21 protein-coding genes are annotated in these 21,947 nt (G+C 54.4%); 10 read left to right on the top strand and 11 right to left on the bottom strand.

Features of this window, described 5'->3' with window-relative positions; genetic code table 11:
- Window positions 1–128: 128 nt before the first annotated feature.
- From rsuA to C7M51_RS10070, 3 genes are all read left to right on the top strand, one after another.
- Complete coding sequence (gene rsuA / locus C7M51_RS10080; protein ID WP_160621673.1) at window positions 129–833, top strand: 16S rRNA pseudouridine(516) synthase RsuA; 705 nt, start codon at window positions 129–131, stop codon at window positions 831–833.
- Window positions 834–937: 104 nt separating this feature from the next.
- Window positions 938–2,083, top strand: a complete 1,146-nt coding sequence (locus C7M51_RS10075) for a Bcr/CflA family multidrug efflux MFS transporter (protein ID WP_244323836.1) — start codon at window positions 938–940, stop codon at window positions 2,081–2,083.
- 257 nt (window positions 2,084–2,340) lie between these two features.
- Window positions 2,341–2,682 carry a YejG family protein gene (locus C7M51_RS10070; RefSeq protein ID WP_160621671.1) on the top strand — a complete coding sequence of 114 codons (342 nt, stop codon included), beginning with the start codon at window positions 2,341–2,343 and terminating at the stop codon, window positions 2,680–2,682.
- Window positions 2,683–2,700: 18 nt separating this feature from the next.
- Here C7M51_RS10070 and yejF read toward each other — a convergent pair whose 3' ends face one another.
- From yejF to C7M51_RS10030, 8 genes are all read right to left on the bottom strand, one after another.
- Complete coding sequence (gene yejF, locus C7M51_RS10065; RefSeq protein ID WP_160621670.1) at window positions 2,701–4,296, bottom strand: microcin C ABC transporter ATP-binding protein YejF; 1,596 nt, start codon at window positions 4,294–4,296, stop codon at window positions 2,701–2,703.
- Window position 4,297: 1 nt separating this feature from the next.
- A complete protein-coding gene (locus C7M51_RS10060; RefSeq protein ID WP_160621669.1) occupies window positions 4,298–5,323 on the bottom strand; it encodes an ABC transporter permease in 1,026 nt (341 codons plus the stop codon).
- Window positions 5,323–6,411: a microcin C ABC transporter permease YejB gene (locus C7M51_RS10055; protein ID WP_160621668.1), complete on the bottom strand. Its 1,089-nt coding sequence runs from the start codon at window positions 6,409–6,411 to the stop codon at window positions 5,323–5,325. Before C7M51_RS10055 ends, C7M51_RS10060 begins: the two co-directional genes overlap by 1 nt.
- A gap of 9 nt (window positions 6,412–6,420) precedes the next feature.
- Window positions 6,421–8,226, bottom strand: a complete 1,806-nt coding sequence (locus C7M51_RS10050; protein WP_160621667.1) for an extracellular solute-binding protein — start codon at window positions 8,224–8,226, stop codon at window positions 6,421–6,423.
- Window positions 8,227–8,307: 81 nt separating this feature from the next.
- Window positions 8,308–9,879 (bottom strand): cyclic di-GMP phosphodiesterase, encoded by a 1,572-nt coding sequence (locus C7M51_RS10045; RefSeq protein ID WP_160621666.1) that lies wholly within the window; start codon window positions 9,877–9,879, stop codon window positions 8,308–8,310.
- Between the two features lie 227 nt (window positions 9,880–10,106).
- Entirely contained in the window at window positions 10,107–10,679 is a 573-nt protein-coding gene (mepS, locus tag C7M51_RS10040) for a bifunctional murein DD-endopeptidase/murein LD-carboxypeptidase (protein WP_160621665.1), read from the bottom strand.
- 488 nt (window positions 10,680–11,167) lie between these two features.
- Window positions 11,168–11,881, bottom strand: coding sequence for a phosphatase PAP2 family protein (locus C7M51_RS10035; protein WP_160621664.1), 714 nt, complete (start codon window positions 11,879–11,881; stop codon window positions 11,168–11,170).
- A gap of 43 nt (window positions 11,882–11,924) precedes the next feature.
- On the bottom strand, window positions 11,925–12,902 hold the full coding sequence (locus tag C7M51_RS10030; RefSeq protein ID WP_160621663.1) for a CobW family GTP-binding protein: 978 nt from the start codon (window positions 12,900–12,902) through the stop codon (window positions 11,925–11,927).
- A gap of 108 nt (window positions 12,903–13,010) precedes the next feature.
- Here C7M51_RS10030 and C7M51_RS10025 point away from each other — a divergent pair, with 108 nt between their 5' ends.
- Window positions 13,011–13,313 (top strand): hypothetical protein, encoded by a 303-nt coding sequence (locus C7M51_RS10025; protein WP_160621662.1) that lies wholly within the window; start codon window positions 13,011–13,013, stop codon window positions 13,311–13,313.
- 67 nt (window positions 13,314–13,380) lie between these two features.
- Here C7M51_RS10025 and yeiP read toward each other — a convergent pair whose 3' ends face one another.
- On the bottom strand, window positions 13,381–13,953 hold the full coding sequence (gene yeiP, locus C7M51_RS10020) for an elongation factor P-like protein YeiP (protein ID WP_160621661.1): 573 nt from the start codon (window positions 13,951–13,953) through the stop codon (window positions 13,381–13,383).
- Between the two features lie 155 nt (window positions 13,954–14,108).
- Between yeiP and C7M51_RS10015 the strand changes: the two genes are divergently transcribed.
- From C7M51_RS10015 to fruA, 4 genes are all read left to right on the top strand, one after another.
- Complete coding sequence (locus C7M51_RS10015; RefSeq protein WP_160621660.1) at window positions 14,109–14,363, top strand: YkgJ family cysteine cluster protein; 255 nt, start codon at window positions 14,109–14,111, stop codon at window positions 14,361–14,363.
- 323 nt (window positions 14,364–14,686) lie between these two features.
- Window positions 14,687–15,820 (top strand): fused PTS fructose transporter subunit IIA/HPr protein, encoded by a 1,134-nt coding sequence (fruB, locus tag C7M51_RS10010; RefSeq protein WP_160621659.1) that lies wholly within the window; start codon window positions 14,687–14,689, stop codon window positions 15,818–15,820.
- Complete coding sequence (gene fruK, locus C7M51_RS10005; RefSeq protein WP_160621658.1) at window positions 15,817–16,755, top strand: 1-phosphofructokinase; 939 nt, start codon at window positions 15,817–15,819, stop codon at window positions 16,753–16,755. Before fruB ends, fruK begins: the two co-directional genes overlap by 4 nt.
- 16 nt (window positions 16,756–16,771) lie before the next feature.
- Entirely contained in the window at window positions 16,772–18,478 is a 1,707-nt protein-coding gene (gene fruA, locus C7M51_RS10000; RefSeq protein WP_160621657.1) for a PTS fructose transporter subunit IIBC, read from the top strand.
- A 61-nt stretch (window positions 18,479–18,539) separates the two neighbouring features.
- On the opposite strand, the gene nfo is transcribed toward fruA, so the two are convergent.
- The gene (gene nfo, locus C7M51_RS09995; protein WP_160621656.1) at window positions 18,540–19,400 is read right to left on the bottom strand and encodes a deoxyribonuclease IV; all 861 of its coding nucleotides are present in this window, start codon (window positions 19,398–19,400) and stop codon (window positions 18,540–18,542) included.
- A gap of 56 nt (window positions 19,401–19,456) precedes the next feature.
- The gene (locus tag C7M51_RS09990; protein ID WP_160621655.1) at window positions 19,457–20,515 is read right to left on the bottom strand and encodes a YeiH family putative sulfate export transporter; all 1,059 of its coding nucleotides are present in this window, start codon (window positions 20,513–20,515) and stop codon (window positions 19,457–19,459) included.
- 110 nt (window positions 20,516–20,625) lie between these two features.
- Here C7M51_RS09990 and C7M51_RS09985 point away from each other — a divergent pair, with 110 nt between their 5' ends.
- Both C7M51_RS09985 and yieE read left to right on the top strand, forming a co-directional pair.
- Window positions 20,626–21,006 (top strand): YkvA family protein, encoded by a 381-nt coding sequence (locus C7M51_RS09985; protein WP_160621654.1) that lies wholly within the window; start codon window positions 20,626–20,628, stop codon window positions 21,004–21,006.
- Between the two features lie 10 nt (window positions 21,007–21,016).
- Window positions 21,017–21,883 (top strand): DNA-binding transcriptional regulator YeiE, encoded by an 867-nt coding sequence (gene yieE, locus C7M51_RS09980; protein ID WP_160621653.1) that lies wholly within the window; start codon window positions 21,017–21,019, stop codon window positions 21,881–21,883.
- Window positions 21,884–21,947 lie beyond the last annotated feature (64 nt).

The following is a 21,947-nucleotide window of genomic DNA, read 5'->3' as shown; positions in this document are numbered from 1 at the left end:
CATTATGCCATGAAAGCGGGTGAAACGGCATTTCACTCTGTCAGCTGCCGACAACTCCAGGTATACTGGGCGCTTCACATGCGCCAGAGCGCATCTCTCCAGGTCAGACAACAGGCACCAAACCAGCAATGCGACTTGATAAATTTCTTTCCCAACAACTGGAAGTCAGCCGGGCTATTGCCGCACGGGAATTACGGGCGAAACGCGTCACGGTAGACGGTGAAATCGTGCGCGACGGCGCGTTTAAAGTGCAGCCGGAACATCAGGTTGAATATGATGGCAATCTGCTGCAGCTTCAGGTCGGCCCGCGTTACTTTATGCTGAATAAACCGCAGGGCTATGTCTGCTCCACCGACGATCCCGATCATCCTACCATCCTTTATTTTATCGAGGAGCCGACGGCCTGGAAGCTGCACGCGGCAGGGCGGCTTGATATTGATACCACGGGCCTGGTACTGCTGACCGATGACGGACAGTGGTCGCACCGTATTACTTCGCCTCGTCACCATTGCGAAAAAACCTATCTGGTGACGCTGGAATCGCCGCTGCGCGAGGATACCGCGCAGATCTTCGCCGCTGGCGTGCAGCTGCATGGCGAAAAGGCTCCTACCAAACCAGCGGTGCTGGAAGCCCTGAGTGATACCGAAGTGCGTTTGACCATCAGCGAAGGGCGCTACCATCAGGTGAAACGTATGTTTGCCGCAGTGGGTAACCATGTCGTTGCGCTGCATCGCGAGCGTATCGGCGACATCGTGCTGGATGCCGCGCTGGAGCCGGGGGAATACCGTCCACTGACCGAAGAAGAGATTGCCAGCGTCGGCGTGCCGCGCTGATGCGGCAAGGTTCAGCTTTTCGCGAGGCAGCAGAGGGAAAATAAGTGGTAAATAAAGTTAAAAATTCAGCGACAGGGCTGGTGGTGATTCTTGGCCTGCTGGCGATGCTGATGCCTTTATCGATTGATATGTACCTGCCAGCGATGCCGGAGATCGCCAGAGAGTATGGCGTCAGCGCCGGCAGCGTGCAGATGACGCTCAGCGCCTATATTCTCGGTTTTGCGCTGGGTCAGCTGTTTTATGGCCCGCTGGCGGACAGCTTTGGCCGCAAGCCGGTGATTACCATCGGTACGTTGATTTTCGCTCTGGCGGCAGCGGCCTGCGCCATGTCGCAGAGCGTTGAGCAGCTCATTAATATGCGTTTTCTGCATGGTCTTTCAGCTGCGGCGGCCAGCGTGGTTATCAATGCGTTGATGCGTGATTCCTTCTCGAATGAGGAGTTCTCGCGCATGATGTCCTTTGTAATGCTGGTGACTACCGTTGCGCCGCTGCTGGCACCGATTATTGGCGGCTGGCTGCTGGTGTTATGGAGCTGGCACGCTATTTTCTGGAGCCTGTCGCTGGCGGCGCTGGCGGTGACGCTGATGGTGGTTACGCAGATCAAAGAAACCCTGCCAAAGGAGCAGCGTCAACGCTTTCATCTGCGCACCACGCTACGTAACTTCCTCTCGCTGTTTCGCCATAAGCGCGCCTTCAGCTATATGCTGGCGAGCGGTTTCTCTTTTGCCGGTCTGTTTTCTTTCCTTAACGCCGGGCCTTTCGTCTATATCGAGGTCAATCACGTATCGCCACAGCATTTCGGCTATTACTTTGCGCTCAACGTGGTGTTCCTGTTTATCATGACGTTGATCAACAGCCGTTCCGTACGCCGTTTTGGCCCACTGGCGATGTTTCGCTTTGGCCTGATAATACAGTTTTTAATGGGCATCTGGCTGCTGATCGTCAGCGCGCTGAATCTGGGCTTTCTGCCACTGGTGTTTGGCGTGGCGCTATTTATCGGCTGCGTGGCGATGGTTTCCTCCAACGCGATGGCGGTGATCCTCGATGAGTTCCCGCATATTGCCGGTACTGCTTCTTCCCTGGCGGGAACGCTGCGCTTTGGCGTGGGGGCGATTGTTGGCGCGCTGCTCTCTCTGGCTAATTTTGCCAGCGCCTGGCCGATGGTCTGGTCAATCGCGATCTGTGCTACGCTTTCCCTGCTGCTTTACTGGTATGCCAGCCGCACGCGCAAGCCTGCCGCTGCTCATTAAAGGATAAACATCCCTGGCAAAAATGTGATTTGTTGCTTATATGTGAAGTTATTCTCGCGCAAAAGTTACGCAAATGAAGCAAAAATGGTTGTTTCTGTTTGCTGAACGCGGTACATATAGCAACAAAATGAGAGATAACTCTCAAAATTCTGTCACGATAACGCGCAGCGCGTTGTATGCAGCCCGGTTGGTTTTTATCCGACGTTAAACGGGCTGCGTGTTAATTCGCTGAGCATCAGATGCCCTGGGGATTGCATTTGAACACTTTACCGATGTCGGTCGTGCACCGCTTACCGCAAAGCTATCGCTGGGCTGCTGGCCTGGCCGGTGGCGTGGTTGAGTCTCACTCGTCAAACACGCTGGCGGCGGCAGACGATCTGATCGGTCTGCGTCTGCTGAGCCATGACGGCGCGCCAGCCTGGGAGGTGATGCAGAAGCTGCGTGCGATGCTGGCGGAAATTCAGGTGGAGTGTACGCTGGTAGAGTGGCAGGGCGAACCCTGCCTGTTTGTACAGCGTAGCGATGAGAGCGCCGCCACGGTTCGACTGAAAAACCAGGGCGTTGCTATTGCTGAGACCTTTATCACCCAGCCAATTTGACGGCGACGATTCCCGTTATCAACCCACGCTTTGCGCCATCAGCTGCCGCGTATAATCCTGCTGCGGTGCGACAAAAAGCCGTTCACACTCGCCTTGCTCAATAACTTCGCCCTGACGCAACACGATTACCTGATGGCAAAGTGAACGTACCACTTGCAGATCGTGACTGATAAAGATCCAGGCGATGCGATGTTCCCGTTGCAGTTTCTTCAGTAGCTCCAGGATCTGTTTTTGTACTGAACGATCGAGCGATGAGGTTGGTTCATCAAGGATCACCAGCTCCGGTTGCAGAATCAGCGCACGGGCAATGGCGATGCGCTGGCGCTGACCGCCGGAGAATTCGGCGGGGTAGCGATGGCGAGTATCGGGATCGAGTCCCACTTCCTGCATCACCTTCACGACCTGTTCTTCTCGTTGCTGTGCGGTCAGCGCAGGGCGGTGCACATGCAGCCCTTCCTCTATGATTTGCAACACGCTCAGGCGTGGGTTCAGCGAGGAGTTGGGATCCTGAAAAACGACCTGCAGGCGTGGACGCCAGGGAAGCATCTGTCGACGGCTCAGGTTTTGCAGCGGCTGTCCGGCAAAACGGATTTCGCCCTGCGAGGCAATCAGCCTTAGCAGCGCCAGCCCGGTGGTACTTTTGCCAGAGCCGGACTCGCCGACCAATCCCAGACTTTCGCCGGGGCGCAGGCTAAAGCTCAAACCTTTCACTGCATGATGCTGATGCGTCACGCGTCGTAGCAGCCCGCGCTTCACCGCGAAGGAAACCTGTAGATTATTCACTTCAAGCAGGGGAGGCAGGCTGGCATCGATAGGTTCCGGGCGGCCTGCCGGTTCTGCGTCTATCAGCTTGCGCGTATAGGGATGCTGCGGTGCGGCAAACAGCTGGTTGCAGCGGTTATGTTCCACAATTTTACCGTTCTGCATAACGCTGACGCTGTCTGCCAGCTGACGCACAATATTAAAATTATGAGTGATAAACAGCAGCCCCATATTCAGCTCCTGCTTCAGCTCTTTCAGCAGCGTCAGAATTTGCGCCTGCACGGTGACATCCAGCGCCGTGGTTGGCTCATCAGCAATCAGCAGTTCCGGCTGGGTCAGCAGCGCCATGGCGATCATTACGCGCTGGCGTTCACCGCCGGAAAGCTGATGCGGGTAATCCGCCAGACGAGTGCGGGCATGACGAATGCCTACGCGGTCGAGACAGCTCAGCATTTCCGCGCGTGCGGCTTCACGCCGCATGCCGCGATGCAGCGACAGCACTTCATACAGCTGTTTCTCCAGCGTATGCAGGGGATTCAGCGAAACCATTGGCTCCTGGAATATCATCGCCATACGGTTGCCGCGCAGCCGCTGTAGGGTGCGTTCATCGGCGCGCAGAATATCTTTCCCGGCGAACAGGATCTCGCCCTGTGGCCAGACCGCTGGCGGTGAGGGCAACAGGCGCATAACCGACAGTGCGGTGATACTTTTGCCGGAGCCGGATTCGCCCACCAGCGCCAGCGTTTCGCCCGCTTCTACGGCGAGGGAAACATCATCCACCACCAGGCGTTCGGTGTTGCCACGGCGAAAAGCGATGCTGAGGTGATTAATACTGAGCAGGGGAGAAGCCATATTATGATACCTTCGCGGGATCGAACGCGTCGCGTACCGCCTCGCCGATAAAAATCAGCAGCGACAGCAAAATCGCCAGGGTGAAAAAGCCTGCCAGACCAAGCCACGGTGCCTGCAAATTGTTTTTTCCCTGCAACAACAGCTCGCCCAGAGAAGGCGAGCCCAGCGGCAGACCAAAACCGAGAAAGTCGAGTGAGGTGAGCGTAGTGATGGAACCGCAGAGGATAAAGGGCAGCCAGGTTAATGTCGCTACCATTGCGTTAGGCAGCATATGGCGCAGCATGATGCGGCTGTCGCTGACGCCAAGCGCCATCGCCGCACGAATATAGTCAAAGTTGCGCGTGCGCAGGAATTCGGCGCGCACCACGCCCACCAGACTCATCCAGCCAAAGGCGACGGTAATCGCCAGTAGCCACCAGAAGCCAGGCTGAATGACGCTGGAGAGCATAATAATTAAAAACAGCGTCGGCATTCCCGACCAGATTTCAATGATGCGCTGCCCCAGCAGATCGACCTTACCGCCAAAATAGCCCTGCACTGCGCCAACCGTAACGCCAATAACGCTGGATATCAGCGTCAGCATAAAGCCGAACAGCAGGGAAATCCGCGTGCCGTAGAGGATGCGCGCCAGCACATCGCCGCCGTTGGCATCGGTACCCAGCCAGTTTTGTGCCGAGGGCGGAGAAGGAAAGGGCACCGGCGTAGCGAAGTTAATCGTGCTGTCACTAAAGCGGATTGGTGCCCACAGCGCCCAGCCATCCTGCGACAGGCGCTGCTTCAGCCAGGGATCCTGATAATCTGCCAGCGTGGCGAAAGGGCCGCCAAAATCGCTTTCGGTATAGTCAAACAGTAGCGGGGCATACCAGCGATCCTGATAGTGCACCAGCAGCGGTTTTTCGTTTGCCAGCAGCTCTGCGCCCAGACAGAGAAGCGCAATCAGCATAAACAGCCACAGCGACCAGTAACCGCGGCGGTTCTCCCTGAAGCGTTGCCAGCGCGCCTGGTTGACCGGATTTAAACGGCTCATCAACGTCCCTCAAAATCGATGCGGGGATCGACCAGCGTGTAGGTCATATCGCTCAGGATATTGAGCAGCAGGCCGATCAGCGTAAAGATATACAGCGTGCCAAACATTACCGGATAATCACGCTGAATGGTGGCTTCATAACCCAGAAGACCAAGACCATTAAGAGAAAACATTACCTCAATTAGCAACGAACCGGTAAAAAACATGCTGATAAACGTGGCGGGAAAACCGGCAATCACCAGCAGCATGGCGTTACGGAATACGTGGCGATAGAGGATTTTATTCTCATCCAGCCCTTTGGCGCGCGCGGTTACCACGTACTGCTTGCGAATTTCATCAAGAAAGGAATTTTTTGTCAGCATCGTCAGGGTTGCGAAGCCGCCGATTACCGTTGCCAGTACCGGCAGGGCAATATGCCAGAAATAATCGCCAATCTGTGCATACCAGGGTAACGCATCGAACTGCGGCGAGGTGAGACCGCGCAGCGGAAACCAGTCGAAATAGCTGCTGCCTGCAAAAAGAACGATCAACATGATGGCGAACAAAAAAGCGGGTATGGCGTAGCCGACAATAATCAGGGCGCTGCTCCAGATATCGAAAGCGCTGCCGTTGCGTACCGCTTTTTTAATGCCCAGCGGTATCGATACCAGATAGATAATCAGCGTGCTCCACAGGCCGAGCGAGGCGGAAACCGGCAGGCTATCTTTAATCATCTGCACCACCGAGGCGCTGCGAAACAGGCTGTTGCCAAAATCGAAGCGGATATAGTCCCACAGCAGGTTAAAGTAGCGCTCATGCAGCGGCTTATCGAAACCGTAGCGTTTGGTGATTTCCGCCACTACTTCCGGATCGAGCCCGCGTGAGCCGCGATACTGGTTATCGCCAGGCGAGGGGTTCAGTGCCGCACGGTTACCGCTGGTTTCACCGCCACCGCCGGGTAATCCGCTGGCGTGCCCAAACTGTATGTTGGCCAGCGCCTGTTCAACCGGACCACCGGGGGCGATCTGCACAATAAAAAAATTCAGCGTAATAATTGCCCACAGCGTGGGAATAATCAGCAGCAAACGACGAATAAGATAAACGCCCAAACCCACTCCTTAACGCCGCTGGGCCGGCAATTTCGCAGCTTTGTTAACATCGTACCACCAGTTTTCCAGCCCGACGGCATAGGCAGGTGTTATCGCCGGATGGGAGAATTTATTCCACCAGGCGTAGCGATCGTTGGCGCTGTACCACATGGGGATGCGGTAGTAGTTCCACAGCAGTACCCGATCCAGCGCACGTCCCAGCGGCAGCAGCGCCGCTTTATCGCCCTGCTGTGCCAGAATACGATCGATCAAAGCATCCAGCACCGGGCTTTTTACCCGCGCCTGGTTCCAGCTGGAATCGATAAACGGGGATTGCCACATCTGTCTCAGCGAGCTGTTAGGCCAGGGCATCGCGTAATACGTTGATGGCACCATATCATAATCACCCTTACGCAGGCGCCGCAAATATTGTGAGCTGTCAACCTGGCGAATTTCCATGGTAATGCCAAGCCGTTTCAGGCTGTGCTGGAACGGCAGTACCCAGTTAATCGTACTGCCGCTGCGCACCAGCAGTTCGAAATGGAATGGCTCACCGGCGGCGTTTACCAGTTGACGATTTTTGAGCTGCCAGCCAGCCTGCTGCAATAACGACAGTGCCTTAAGCAGGTTATCGCGATCGTAGCCGCTGCCGTTGCTGACCGGCGGCTGAAAACGCTCGGTAAAGGCTTCATCCGGGATCTTCCCTTTATAGGGTGCGAGGATTTCCAGCTCGGCGGCGTCGGGATAATCGACAGCGGCATATTCGGTGTTCTGGAAATAGCTGCTGCTGCGTTTGTAGGAGCCATAAAATAGCGCTTTGTTCATCCATTCAAAATCAAACGCCAGCGTCAGCGCCTGACGTACACGGCGGTCGCTGAACAACGGCTTCTCATTATTAAAGGCCAGCCATGCGGCATCGGTAGTCACATTATTGGGACGCGCTTCCTTAACGATCTGCTGCTTATCAAAGCTGTCGCCACGATACTGCGTTGCCCAGTTTTTGGCGGAGCCTTCAGCACGAAAATCGAAGGCGCCTGCTTTAAAGGCTTCAAACGCGACGTTATCGTCCAGATAGTAGTCGTAGCGGATGGTGTCGAAATTAAAACGCCCTTTGTTTACCGGCAGGTTAGCCGCCCAGTAATCTTTTACGCGCGAGTAGGTTATATACTGACCTACTTTGTAAGCGCTGATGCGATAAGGCCCGCTGGAGAGCGGGGGATAGCCCAGCGGTTCGTTAAACTTACGGTTATGCCAGAATTTCTCTGCCAGTACCGGCAGGCTAAACAAGCCTAACATTTGGCTTTTATCCGCCTTCGGCAGTTCAATACGTACCGTCAGCCGGGAGATCGCTTTTACCTTGACGCCTTTATAAACCACCCGAAAAGAGGGAACGCCTTCGGTCATAAATTTTTCAAAGGTAAAGGCGACGTCCTGCGCGGTAATTGGCGTGCCGTCATGAAAGCGTGCCTGAGGGTTAAGCGTTATTTCTGCCCATTTAAAATCAGCAGGATAGCGGGCATATTCAGCAATCAGCGGATAATAGCTGCCAATTTCATCGTCCGAGGTAACAAACAAAGTGTCATACAGCTTGTCGGTTCCGCTTCCTGGATAACCGCGTGAGGCGTAAAGGTTAAAGTTATCGTAGTTACCAATGACCGCCAGGGTGATTTTGCCGCCTTTCGGCGCGGCCGGGTTAGCGTAATCATAGTGATTAAAGTTGACGTCATATTTCGGTTTTCCCAGCTCGGAAAAGGCGTAGCTTTCACGAATAATATTTGCCTGCGCGCTTAGCGACACGCCGATAAAAAAAGTCAGTATAAACAGACGAAGTAGCATCAGGTCAGTAAACTCCCGCATCAATAAGCGGCGCTCCGGTGCGCTCTGGTTGCCGACGCTGAATGGTTTCGGACGGCGCCATCAGGATAAAGTGGCCTGGCGTTTTTGCAAATAGCAAATCAGTTCATTAGGCGGTAACGGGCGGCTGAAAAGATAACCCTGGAAATGGGTTACGCCGCGTTTAAGCAGCCATGCGGCCTGTTCTTCAGTTTCAATTCCCTCGGCAACGGTTTTTAGCTTCAGCTTGCGTGCCAGGTTCAGCACCGCATCCAGCACCGGTGAAGTGATAGTTTCCATACCGATGCTTTGCACAAAGCCACGATCGATTTTCAGATAGTCGAAGCAGAATTTCTCCAGATAGATCAGGTTGCTGTGACCGGTACCGAAATCATCGATGGCGATGGTAATCTGGCGGGCGTGTAACCAGTCAAAAATTTCCGTGGCATTCTGTTCGGAAACCATGGTTCTTTCGGTGATTTCAAACACGTAGGCAAAATGATCCTGTGGCATGGCTGCAATCCACTCCTTCACATCCTGACGGAAGGCTTCATCGGTCAGATGCCCCGGTGCGATATTCATGCCCAGCGTGGTGCCGGGCGGCAGATAGCGGCACAGCAGTTGAGCATCCTGTGCCACCAGTTCAAACAGATGGCGCGTCAGGGGAACAATCATATTCTGACTTTCGGCGTAGGTGACAAAGGCATCAGCAGGAATCGGGCCGGTGACCGGATGCGTCCAGCGCAACAGCGCCTCAAGGCCGCAAACACGCCCCGACTGCGCCTCAATCAACGGTTGATACACCACATGAAACTCATTGTGCTTAATCGCCTGTAAAATCTCTTTACCGGGACGCTGGCACAGCAGGAAAAACAGCCAGCAGCCTGACGCGGCTAACATCGCCAGCAGCAGCCCTATCAACAGCGTTAGCGTGATATCCCGTGAGGGCAACGCTTCGCCGTAGAGATAGAATGTCAGCCCATCTTCGGACAGGCTAAACTGGCGCAGCGGTGCGGCAGGCAGCTGCGCACGCGCCAGCAGCTGATTATCCCACAGGCGCAGCGCCTTATCGCCTACGGCAATGGCCAGATCGTTGATGCCTTCCTGTTGGGCCGCCAGCAGCAGTAAAGGAGCGATATTCAGATCCAGCGTGGCGACGATACCTTCATCTGGTACGTCAGGGCGTGACAGCCACAGCAAAAACGCCGGGCTGTTCGGCATCATTGGCGTACCGGCAACCAGACGGAGATCGCGACTGCGGGAATAGTTTAACGATGAGGAAAAAGTTCGCACCGGAAGCCGTAGCGCGCCGGTAGCTGATGAGCACCAGATATCGCCGTGGCGCACCAGCAGAATAGTGCGGATACCATGGGTAAAGGTGGCGCGGGTACTGAGATCGTTACTGATACTCTGGCAGTTATCATCGCTGTAGGGCAGCAGCGGTAGCAGATTCTTTTCAAGCGTGCGGAAGGTTTCCTGCAGCCAGGCTTTACTGGCATCAGCCAGCCGATCGTGCTGTTCCGCTCGTTTCTGCTGAATAATAAAAAGCATAACGGCACTAAAAAGCAGGAAAAAGAGAAGGCCTGCTGCGGCGCTGAACCCGGCTATCCTGCGTGGATAAGCGGCATGACGCTTGATAACTTTGGATAACGGCATGGTGCTTCGTCTCTCGCTTCAGGCCAGCTTTTATAGTGCAAGGCTGTATAGCCGCCTCCGTTAATAATGGTGGAGGATATAACGAGTCGGGATATAAAGTCTCGTTATTCTGTTTAACGGCTGGGGCAGCATATTAATCCAGATAAAAAGCTCCACACGAAAAAAAACGCTACCGGGGCAGCGTTTCTCTTTGCTCATTAAATAATAATACGGGCTTCAGGGAGTGATTAACTTTGCGTCCTGCTCAGTACGCGTCGGGCTTCCCGATAACGGTTTTTCCAGTAGGTGTCATTAAGGCTGGAGATCATTACACCGCTGCTGGTTGAAGCATGGACAAAGTTATCGTTGCCCAGATAAATACCTACGTGACGTCCGGTAGAGCCGGAACGAAATAGCACCAGATCGCCGGGGCGCAGCTTACCGCGTGCTACCTGATGGCCGGTATCCTGTTGTTCCCACGTCGAACGGGGCAGGTCCAGACCAAACTGCTCACGGAAAGTTAATTGAACAAAAGCGGAACAGTCAATGCCGCGTTTGGTTGTACCACCAAAACGATAGCGCACGCCTTTCCAGTCGGCATATTGTTCCAGAATACGCGATTTAATATCGACATTCTGCACCATTTGTTCAAATTCATCCTGAGACGCTTGAAGTAAAAAACCATTGTGGTTATTAACTGCATGGGTCTCAGTTTGTTCGTTCTGTCCGTGATGACCACTACATGCTGAGAGTAATGTCGCCAGCGCGACAGCAGGGATTGCCCGCAAGATATATCTCAGGAAAGGTTGAGATTTGACCATTATGTTTATTATCCCTTGAAGTCCTTACGACCGGAGGCCGCTGATTAATGAGCAAAACGGCATGAGAATAATTACAGCGACGACATAAGACAATTTCTGAATCTTTAAAATGTGTAAATCCGCACATTTTTTTGTCAGAAACTGCGTTTTAACGTTCGCTTATCTCAGGCTTTGGCTGAAGTTACACGATCGGAAGCCGCATGGCGAGCGGTTTTACGCACTTTTTTTCAGGTTTTATTGGTGCGAAAATAATATGTAATCATTTGGTTAATTTATCGGCAATCATGAAGAGATAATGGCGAGATTAGGGCGGGTTTACTGGTCTAATTTAGCGAATAGAGGGAAGATGCGGCAAAAAACGCTGGACAAAAAGCTACCAGATATAATAAGCGCTTAAGGTTGTTGATTAGTTTTCTTAATTCTTTATTAGCTATCTAATGATAAGGCGATCAAAAAAGCCCGCCAGTAATTATTCTGGCGGGCCTGTTTTAGCCTGTTTTACCCGGCTTATATTTACCGGGGAGCGTACGGTAAAGCCAGTTAATCAGCAGGTCGCTGGCGGGTGTTATCAGCCACCAGCTTAATCCCATCAGGACCACCGACAACGAGCCTACCGCTACATCGGTAAACCAGTGAGCGCCAGCCATAATGCGCGGCAGAGAAAACACAATGGCAATCAGCAGGGCTGTCACAAAGGCTCTGATGCCAAAATAGCGCAGCATAAAGCAGGCGAAAATAATCAGCATCATGCCGTGATCGCCGGGGAAGCTGTCTTTCGAAGCGTCTTTAGCCGGAATGCCGGTCAACTCGCTAACGCGCCAGACGTTATCAAAAAACAGCGTCGGACTGGAATGTTTTACCGGCAGCAGATGGCCCAGCTGATTAAGAACCACCGCCGTCAGCAGCATACAGATACCGATCGCCAGCATCCGACGCCGCCCCTCGGGTGTTTCCCGACGCCAGAAAGACCAGTAAAGCAGCCCCATCGCCAGCAAAGAAACCGCATCGAAACCGCGAAAGTTGGCGATTGCCAGCGCGAAAGCGAAAGCATGGCTGGTGGCCATATGCTGGTTAAACCAGAAAAATATCGATTTATCAATGCTGAACCAGGCGCCGTGATTTGCTGGCAGATACCAGGATAAAAACAGCACTACCCCGGCCAGATTCAGCAGCAAAATAGCCGCTAACCGTTTTGCGTTCATAGGATCCCAAATCAATGGTCGAAAATAACGTTGTAAATTAACGTTAATTGTTTAAACGGAGTTTCAACAGTTCGCTTTGCAGCTGATTCCAGTTAGCGTCACTGTGATGGATAATCTCAATGCGGCTATCCGGCGGCGGTGCCTGCCGCGTTTCAATGTGAAAATCAGCACCCTGTCGGTTAATACTGACCGCGCCTTCAGCAATGCGCATGACCCCTTTAACGCGCTCAACCGGTGCCAGACGCGCCCACTCCAGAATGCCGACGGTATCGAAAACGGTGTCGCTGTCGAATGCCCAGCCACAGGCATAATAGCCCTGTCCCTGATTCAAGGCGCGTCGCCAGGGAACATGGCGATCGACACGTAGCGCGGCAAGGCCGGAGTCGCGTTGATGTTGATGATGGAGCTCTCCCTGTGGCAGTACACGCAGGTTACGCCGTGGCTGCGCCAGCAGCGCAGGATCGATTCGGCCATATTCAGTACAAATCAGCTGACGATCGCCAGGCTGAGCGGCATGCCACTGCTCCAGTGCCTGACGATCTGCTTCCTGCCAGCGATCCTGCTTATTGGCAATAATGATATCTGCCGCCGCCAGCTGATCGCGAAAGTTTTCATTTTCGCGTATGCGCGGGTCGCTTAGCTGGCGCGGATCGATCAGCGTCAGGGAAGCCTGTAACGTCAGCCAGGGCTGATAGGCTTCGGCGCTGAGCATATCCAGAATCTGCTTTGGATGGCCCAGGCCAGTGGGTTCAATCAGCAGGCGATCAAGCGGGTGCTGACGTAGCAGCATATTCAGACCTACCTGCATTGGCAAGCCGTTAACGCAGCACATACAACCGCCGGGAATTTCCTTTAATACGGCACCGCTCTCGGCCAGCAGTGCACCATCAATACCGATTTCGCCAAACTCATTCACCAGTACCGCCCAGTTTTCATTTGCTGGTTTATGTGCCAGCAAATGCAGCAGCGTGGTGGTCTTACCGCTACCGAGGAAACCGGTGATTAAATTGACCTGGATCATCTTTTCTCCTTTTTTTACTGCTTGTCGTTTTTTTTATTTATGAAATTAAAAATTATGCCGTTATTTAAGAGTATGGAAAATCCATTACCTTGCGTCACGGAGCGACACATGAAGTATATTGTTTTACCTTTTTTACTACTTTTTTCTTCTTTGGCTGGAGCTTTATCTGTCCCAGCTTCCAGCGGTACGGTTTTTATTACCGGCGTTATCATTAATGGGCAGGAAAACTGTGACTTTTCACTTGAGTTGCAAACGCTGCATAGCAGCTGTAACGATGACGGAGATTTTGAAACGCTGTCGATGCCGCTGGTTGATTTCGCCAAATACAAACAGCGAACGTTTGATAAGACCGATCTGAACTGGCTCGACAGCGAGCGAAGTAAAGTGGAATTAGTGCTTAGCTACCGCTAATCTCTCTTTTTGCTGAACATAACATTTACCCCGACAGTCAATAAACTACCGGGGTAGTGTGTTGTACTTACTCAGCGCGGCCCATATAGCGACGTTCGGCGATATGAATGCGTATTTTGTCGCCGTTGCTGAGGTATTCCGGAACCTGGATCGACAGGCCGGTGCTCATTGCTGCGGGTTTAGTTCGGGCGCTGGCTGAGGCACCTTTAATGCCGGGTGCGGTATCAACAATTTCCATATCCACGGTTTGCGGCAGCTCCAGCGCCAGCACCTGTCCATCCATAGTCAGTACCTGTATGCCCGGGATGCCACCTTCAGGAATAAACAGCAGCTCTTCTTCTATTTGATCTTTCTTAAAGCTGTAGGGCGTATAGTCTTCATCATCCATAAAGACATATTCGTCACCATCCACGTAGGAAAAGGTGACCGAACGGCGACTCAGTGAGATTGCATCAAGGATATCATCACCCTTAAAACGCTCTTCTACCTTCAGGCCGGTGCGGATATCGGTAAAACGCATTTTATACAGCGTGGCAGCGCCACGTGCGCTGGGGCTTTGAATATCAATATCTTTTACCAGCAGCAGCTTGCCGTTCCAGGTGACGGCCATTCCGCGTTTAATTTCGTTAGCTTTTGGCATGTTAGCTCTCTCTTTAATGGCGTAATAATGAAGAATCGCGACAAAGTACGCCTGGGCGAGGGATCAGGCAAGATCCCCGGACGATTTTTAGCAAAGTGCATAGCATTTAAGGCGACAGGCTGCTATTGTCGCGCAGTTTTCACAAGGGGAAAGGTATGGAATGTCGCACCGCCTGCGGAGCCTGCTGTACAGCACCGTCTATTTCATCGCCGATTCCCGGTATGCCGCATGGCAAGCCGGCTAATACGCCCTGCGTGCAGCTGGATGAGGATCTTCGCTGTAAAATCTTTGGTTCACCGTTGCGCCCCAAAGTGTGTGCCAGCCTGCAACCCTCTGCGGAGATGTGCGCCTTAACGCGTGAGCAGGCGATAACCTGGCTGCTTACGCTGGAAGCGGCTACTGCCCCCTGATACGGTACTGGCCGGTCTCTTTTCTTCTCTTCTCGCTACACCTCTTCTTTTTAGCTGAAGCATGCTGAAAAAATATCCGAATTTCATTTTGGTTTCAGCTACCATTTCAGCTTCTGCATTGGGGTTATTCCGAAAAAGTAAATGAAATGTGCGTCAGTTCAAAATTATGCTACGTAGTTTGATGTAGAACTTGCGCGCCAGAAACCTGTGCACCAAACTACTTGAAACGTTTCAGCGTTATCTCGGTAGTAATGTTGGCATGGGATAACGCTTTTTTTCTCAATACGGCTGAAACGATTCAATTTCAGCAGGAGAGGAGATCTATGTTCCAGCTTGATATTAGCGCCATCCATCCTGGCCAAACGGCCAGCAATAAGGAAGAGGCGATTCGCCAGGTTGCTGCTGCGTTGACGGCGGCTGGAAATGTCGGTGAAGGCTATGTGACCGGCATGCTCGCACGTGAACAGCAGACCTCAACCTATCTTGGCAATGGTATTGCTATTCCCCACGGCACTACTGATACCCGCGATCTGGTACTGCAAACCGGCATACAGGTTTTTCAGTTTCCGCAGGGTATCGCCTGGGGTGACGAGCAGACTGCTTATGTGGTGATCGGTATTGCCGCACGTTCTGATGAGCATTTGGCGCTGCTGCGTCAGCTGACGCACGTCCTGAGCGATGACGATGTTGCCGCCGAGCTGAGAACAACGGATTCCGCGGAAACGCTGCGCAGCCTGCTGATGGGTGAAAAGCAGGGCAGCGAATTTAAATTTGATACTTCACTGATCGCCGTGGAGGTTAACGCCAGCGATTTGATGACGCTACAGGCGCTCAACGCCGGTCGTCTTCAGCAGGCGGGCGCGGTGGATGCGCGCTTTGTCGCGCAGGTTATCGGCGCGAAGCCGCTGAATCTGGGGCAGGGGATCTGGCTGAACGACAGCACCGAGGGCAATCTCGGCAGCGCCGTGGCGGTAAGCCGTGCGGCTCAACCTTTTGACGTCGATGGCGAAACGGCAGCGATGCTGGTAACCGTTGCCGTAACGGATGATAAGCCGTTGCAGGTGCTGAACTACCTGAGCGATCTGCTGCTGAAGCAAAAAGCTGAACGTCTGCTGAAAGCGGACGCGGCAGGCGTACTGGCGTTGCTGACCAGCGAGGTCAACGAGCAGGCAGACGTGCTGACAGCAGAATTTATCATCCGTAACGAGCATGGTCTTCATGCCCGCCCGGGTACGGCGCTGGTCAGCGTTATTAAGAAATTTAACTGCGACGTAACGATTACTAATCTCGACGGCAGCGGTAAACCGGCTAACGGACGCAGCCTGATGAAGGTCGTCGCGCTGGGCGTGAAAAAAGGACATCGCCTGCGCTTTACCGCCAGCGGTGAAGATGCGCAACAGGCGCTGGAAGCAATTGAGGAGGCAATTAACAGCGGCCTCGGTGAGGGTGCAGCATGAGCAGACGCGTAGCAACTATTACCTTAAATCCGGCCTATGACCTGGTCGGTTTCTGCCCGGAAATTGAGCGTGGCGAAGTCAATCTGGTGAAAACTACCGGCCTGCATGCCGCAGGAAAAGGCATTAACGTAGCGAAGGTTCTGAAGGATTTAGGCATCGACGTTACCGTCGGCGGCTTCCTGGGAAAAGAGAATCAGGATGGCTTTCAGCACCTGTTCAGCGAACTGGGTATCGCCAATCGTTTTCAGGTAGTGCCGGGCCGCACGCGCATTAACGTCAAGCTGACCGAAAAGGATGGCGAAGTTACCGATCTTAATTTCTCCGGTTTTGAGGTCAGTAATCAGGACTGGGAGCGCTTTGCGGCAGACTCGCTGAGCTGGCTGGGGCAGTTCGATATGGTTTGCGTCAGCGGCAGCCTGCCATCGGGCGTGACGCCGGAGGCCTTTACCCGCTGGATGAGCGCACTGCGCACCCATTGCCCGTGCATTATTTTCGACAGCAGCCGCGAAGCGCTGGTCGCCGGGCTAAAAGCCGCGCCATGGCTGGTAAAACCCAACCGTCGCGAACTGGAAATCTGGGCCGGGCGCAAGCTGCCGACGCTGAAAGAGGTGATTGAAGCGGCGCATGCGCTGCGCGAACAGGGCATCGCTCATGTGGTGATCTCGCTGGGCGCAGAGGGCGCGCTGTGGGTTAACGCTTCCGGTGAATGGATCGCCAGGCCGCCTGCCTGTGAAGTGGTCAGCACCGTGGGTGCCGGGGATTCAATGGTAGGCGGGCTGATTTATGGCCTGCTGATGCGCGAATCCAGCGAGCATACCTTGCGCCTGGCGACAGCAGTCGCTGCGCTGGCGGTAAGCCAGAGCAACGTCGGTATCACCGATCGTACCCAGTTGGCCGCCATGATGGCACGCGTCGACCTGAAACCCTTTAACTGACAGCGGGAGAGACATAATGAAAACGCTGCTGATGACGGACTCTTCGCTGGGGCTTGCCTCCGGCTATATGGCGAAACAACTTATCGCGGCCGCGGCGGGCAACGCAGGCCTGACGCTGGTGGAAAATCCTGCCGACGCCGAACTGGTCATTGTACTGGGTGACCGGATGCCAACGGACGATGCGTTAAATGGTAAAATGGTATGGCTGGGCGATGCTGCACAGGCAGTACGCGATCCGCAGGCGTTGTTGGCTCAGGCCAAAGCAGAAGCCAGACCCTGGCAGGCTCCGGCTGCTGAACCGAACGCTGCGTCCATCGACACTGCACTCCCGAATGCTATGAAGCGCATTGTGGCGATCACCGCCTGTCCAACCGGCGTGGCGCATACGTTTATGGCGGCAGAGGCGATTGAAACCGAAGCGAAAAAACGCGGCTGGTGGGTGAAAGTAGAAACTCGCGGTTCCGTTGGTGCCGGTAATCCTGTTACACCGCAGGAAGTGGCCGAGGCCGATCTGGTGATCGTTGCGGCGGATATTGAAGTCGATCTGACGAAATTTGCCGGTAAGCCGATGTATCGTACCTCTACCAGCCTGGCGCTGAAGAAAACCGCGCAGGAGTTTGATAAAGCGCTGGCAGAAGCCCGGCCTTATCAGCCGAAAGGCAGTCAGCCTGGTGCGGCAGAGACGGGTGAACAGCAGAAGGAGCGGGCCGGTGCCTATCGCCATCTGCTGACCGGCGTCTCCTATATGCTGCCGATGGTCGTGGCGGGTGGCCTGTCAATTGCGCTTTCTTTTGCTTTTGGTATTAACGCATTTAAAGAGCAGGGGACACTGGCAGCGGCGCTGATGCAGATTGGTGGCGATACCGCTTTTGCGCTGATGGTGCCGGTGCTGGCAGGTTTTATCGCCTTTTCCATCGCCGATCGCCCTGGCCTGACGCCGGGTCTGATCGGCGGGATGCTGGCCAGCAGCGTTAACGCAGGCTTCCTCGGCGGTATTATTGCCGGTTTTATCGCCGGTTATGTGGCGAAGTTCCTCAGCAACAAGGTAAAACTGCCGCAAAGTATGGAGGCGCTGAAGCCAATACTGATAATTCCGCTGGTGGCGAGCCTGATTACCGGTCTGCTGATGATTTATGTTGTGGGTACGCCGGTAGCAAAAATCATGGAAGGCCTGACCCACTGGCTGGGTAACATGGGCACCGGCAACGCGGTACTGCTGGGCGCAATTCTTGGCGGCATGATGTGTGCCGATATGGGCGGTCCGATTAATAAAGTTGCCTATGCGTTCGGCGTGGGCCTGCTAAGTTCGCAAACCTATGCCCCGATGGCAGCGATTATGGCTGCCGGTATGGTGCCGCCGCTGGCAATGGGCCTGGCAACGCTGCTGGCACGCAGGAAGTTCAATAAAGGCCAGCAGGAAGGGGGCAAAGCGGCGCTTGTGCTGGGCCTGTGCTTTATCTCCGAAGGCGCGATTCCGTTTGCGGCGCGTGACCCGATGCGTGTACTGCCGTGCTGTATCATCGGCGGTGCGGTTACCGGCGCGATTTCCATGATGGTCGGCGCGAAGCTGATGGCACCGCACGGTGGCCTGTTCGTGCTGCTGATCCCCGGCGCGATTACGCCTGTGCTGGGTTACCTGCTGGCGATTATCGTGGGTACGCTGTTGGCGGGTATCGCCTACGCCATCCTGAAACGCCCGGAATCGGAATTGGTAAAAGCCTGATTTATATTGCGTCATGCAAAACGCCAGCCCTGCGGCTGGCGTTTTTGTATGTGACAGATGCTTATTGCGTGAGCGCCGGATCGCGCTGCTGCGACTTCAGCCAGGCGATCTCATCCTTCCAGATATCGGGATTGATAGTTTCCAGAATCAGCGGGATGTTATCGAAACGGCTGTCTTTCATCAGCCAGCTAAATACGGTGGTGCCGATATTCCCTTCGCCCAGGCTATGATGGCGGTCAACGCGGCTGCCGTAAGCGCTTTTGGCATCGTTCAGGTGCATTCCACGCAGGTACTGAAAGCCAACGATACGCTCAAATTCAGCAAAGGTTGTCGTGCAGTCCGCCTCGCTGCGCAGATCGTAGCCGCCAGCAAAAGCGTGGCAGGTATCAATGCAGACGCCGACGCGTGATTTATCCTCCACGCCATCAATAATTGCTGCCAGATGCTCAAAACGAAAGCCGAGATTACTGCCCTGACCGGCGGTGTTTTCAATAACGGCGGTAACGCCGGTGGTTTTATCGAGCGCGATATTGATCGATTCTGCAATGCGGCGCAGGCAGGCGGCTTCATCAATCTGGTTAAGGTGGCTACCGGGATGGAAGTTAAGCAGCGACAGACCGAGCTGCTCACAGCGCTGTAGCTCATCAATAAAAGCCGCACGGGATTTCTCCAGCGGCTCCGCCTGCGGATGCCCAAGGTTGATCAGAAAGCTGTCGTGCGGCAGGATCTGGGCGCTGCTGTAGCCATATTTTTCGCAGGCGTTGCGAAACGCGCGAATGGTTTCCGGCGTGAGCGCCGCAGCGCGCCATTGCCGCTGGTTTTTAGTAAACAGCGCGAACGCCGTGGCTTCCAGTTCGTGCGCACGCACTACCGCCTGATCCACGCCGCCCGCCGCGCTTACGTGAGCGCCGATAAATTTCATGCCGTTCTCCTGTTGATGATCGTGCCTGAGCAAACAGGTCATGATAACTGATGCGCTCAGGGCATGAAATGGTGCACCAGCAGGTTAAGCGCGCCGCCGCCCAGCATCAGCCAGATAAACAGCAGCAGCCCCAGCAACAGCGGGCGTATACCAGCCTGCTTCAGCGCGCTGATATGCGTAGTCAGCCCCAGCGCGGCCATTGCCATCGCCAGCAGCAGGGTATCGACTTGCTCAATGGCCGCAATCCAGCGAGCGGGCAGCAGGTGGAATGAGTTAAACAGCGCGACGGCAATAAACAGCAGGGCGAACCAGGGGAAGGCGAGAGCGCGTTTTCCCTCTTGCTGTTGCGGAACCAGCTGACGTAGCCGTGCGGAGAGCAACAGCAGAAACGGTGCCAGCAGCATCACCCGCAGCATTTTAGTGATCACCGCCGCGTTTTCTGTTTGTGGAGCGATGGCGTGGCCCGCCGCAACCACCTGCGCCACCTCATGCACGGTGGAGCCGGTATAGATGCCAAACTGCGCGGCGCTCAGTGCTGGCCAGAAATGGTGCGCCAGCGGCCAGAGCAACGGCCAGATAAAAATCGCCAGCGTACCGAACAGTACCACCGTGGCGATCGCCACTGCTACCTTTGATGTCTGCGCCTTAATCACCGGCTCGGTAGCCAGTACCGCGGCGGCACCGCAAATGCTGCTGCCTGCGCCAATCAGCCAGCAGGTTTCACGATCGAGCTTTAGCCAGCGCTGTCCCAGCCAGCAGGCGAGAAAAAAGGTGGAGCTGAGTGTCAGCAGGTCGATAACAATGCCGCTGGCGCCCACGTCAGCAATTTGCTGGAAAGTCAGGCGAAAGCCATAAAGCACAATCCCCAGCCGCAGCAGCCGCTGCTTCGCCAGCAGAACGCCACTGTCACAAAAGGTACTCAGAGGTGGATAAAGGCTGTTTCCCAGCACCATCCCAATCACAATTGCCAGTGTCAGGGCGCTCAGGCCGAGGCCGGTGAAGCTGGGTTGATTGCCCAGTAGCAACGCAGCTGTGGCAATCACGCCGGTTAACAGCAGGCCGGGCAGATAACGCCCCGGCGTAGGTAGTGATTTGTTTATCGTTACATCAGCCATACTTCGTCTCCCGTCACTGACGGAGAGTGTGCACCTTCACTGGCTTAAAAGAGAAATTGATTATATATTTATAATCAATCGAAATAATTGATATAAGCGCGGAGTATACGATGTTGTTTGAGAGTATGCGGCGCTGGGTGCGGCCGATCAAAAAGGATTCGCTGACGCTGTGGTTCGCCTTTCGCGATGCGCGTACGCCGCTATGGCTGAAACTGTTGGTCATTCTGCTGGCCGTTTACGCTTTCAGCCCTATCGATCTCATTCCTGATTTTATCCCGGTTCTGGGGCTGCTGGATGACGCCATCATCGTGCCGCTCGGCATCATATTGCTGCTGCGCCTGCTGCCGCGCGAGGTTCGTCTGAGCTGTGAAGCTCAGGTAGAACAGCAACGACAGCAGGGCAAAAGGTTGTTTGGTCGTGCTGGCTTATTAACGGTGCTGCTGATCTGGCTGGCGATAGTTTTCTGGTGCATCCATCATTTTATGGCATAAGGAAAAAACCTTGCACATTACGCTGCGGCAGATTGCTGTTTTTACCGAGGTGCTGAAAAGCGGCTCTACTACGCAGGCTTCTCAGCTGCTTTCCCTTTCTCAGTCGGCGGTTAGCGCAGCGCTGGCCGATCTGGAGGGACAGCTGGGAGTACGGCTGTTTGACCGGGTCGGCAAGCGGCTGGTGCTGAACGAACATGGACGATTACTTTATCCGCGTGCGGTGGCATTGCTGGAGCAGGCAGCCGATATCGAGCAGCTATTCCGTGAGGATCAGGGTGCGATTCGGCTCTACGCCAGTAGTACCATCGGCAACTATCTGCTGCCGGGCATGATCGCTGACTGGCGTCGTGATTATCCCCATTTGCCGCTGGAGCTGAGCGTTGGCAACAGCAAGGATGTGATTGATGCGGTAGCCGATTTCCGCGTTGATTTAGGGCTTATTGAAGGTCCCTGTCACGTCAGTGATATTGTCAGTCATCCCTGGCTGGAAGATGAACTGGTGGTTTTTACCGCCCCGGATGCGCCACTGTTACGCCAGCCGGTGACGCTGGAAAGCCTTGCCGCCGCCCCCTGGATTTTGCGCGAACAGGGTTCCGGCACGCGGGAAATTGTCGATTATCTGCTGCTGTCCTATCTGCCGCAGTTTCAGCTGGCGCTGGAGTTGGGCAATTCCGAAGCGATCAAACATGCGGTACGCCACGGCATGGGCGTCAGCTGCCTGTCGCGACGCGTGGTGGCTGAGCAGCTGGAGAGCGGCTCGCTGGTGGAGGTGACGATTCCACTGCCGAAACTGTCGCGCACGCTGTATCGTATTCATCACCGGCAAAAGCATGTCTCTAATGCGCTGAATCGATTCCTTAGTTATTGTCGGGAATAGGTCCCGGCGCGACGGACGCCTTTGCTAATAATCCGGGCCGCATCATGAAGGTAACTTATAACGA

It is taken from the genome of Mixta intestinalis, assembly GCF_009914055.1.
Lineage (GTDB): Bacteria > Pseudomonadota > Gammaproteobacteria > Enterobacterales > Enterobacteriaceae > Mixta > Mixta intestinalis.
This window is presented reverse-complemented; position numbering and strand designations above follow the sequence as displayed.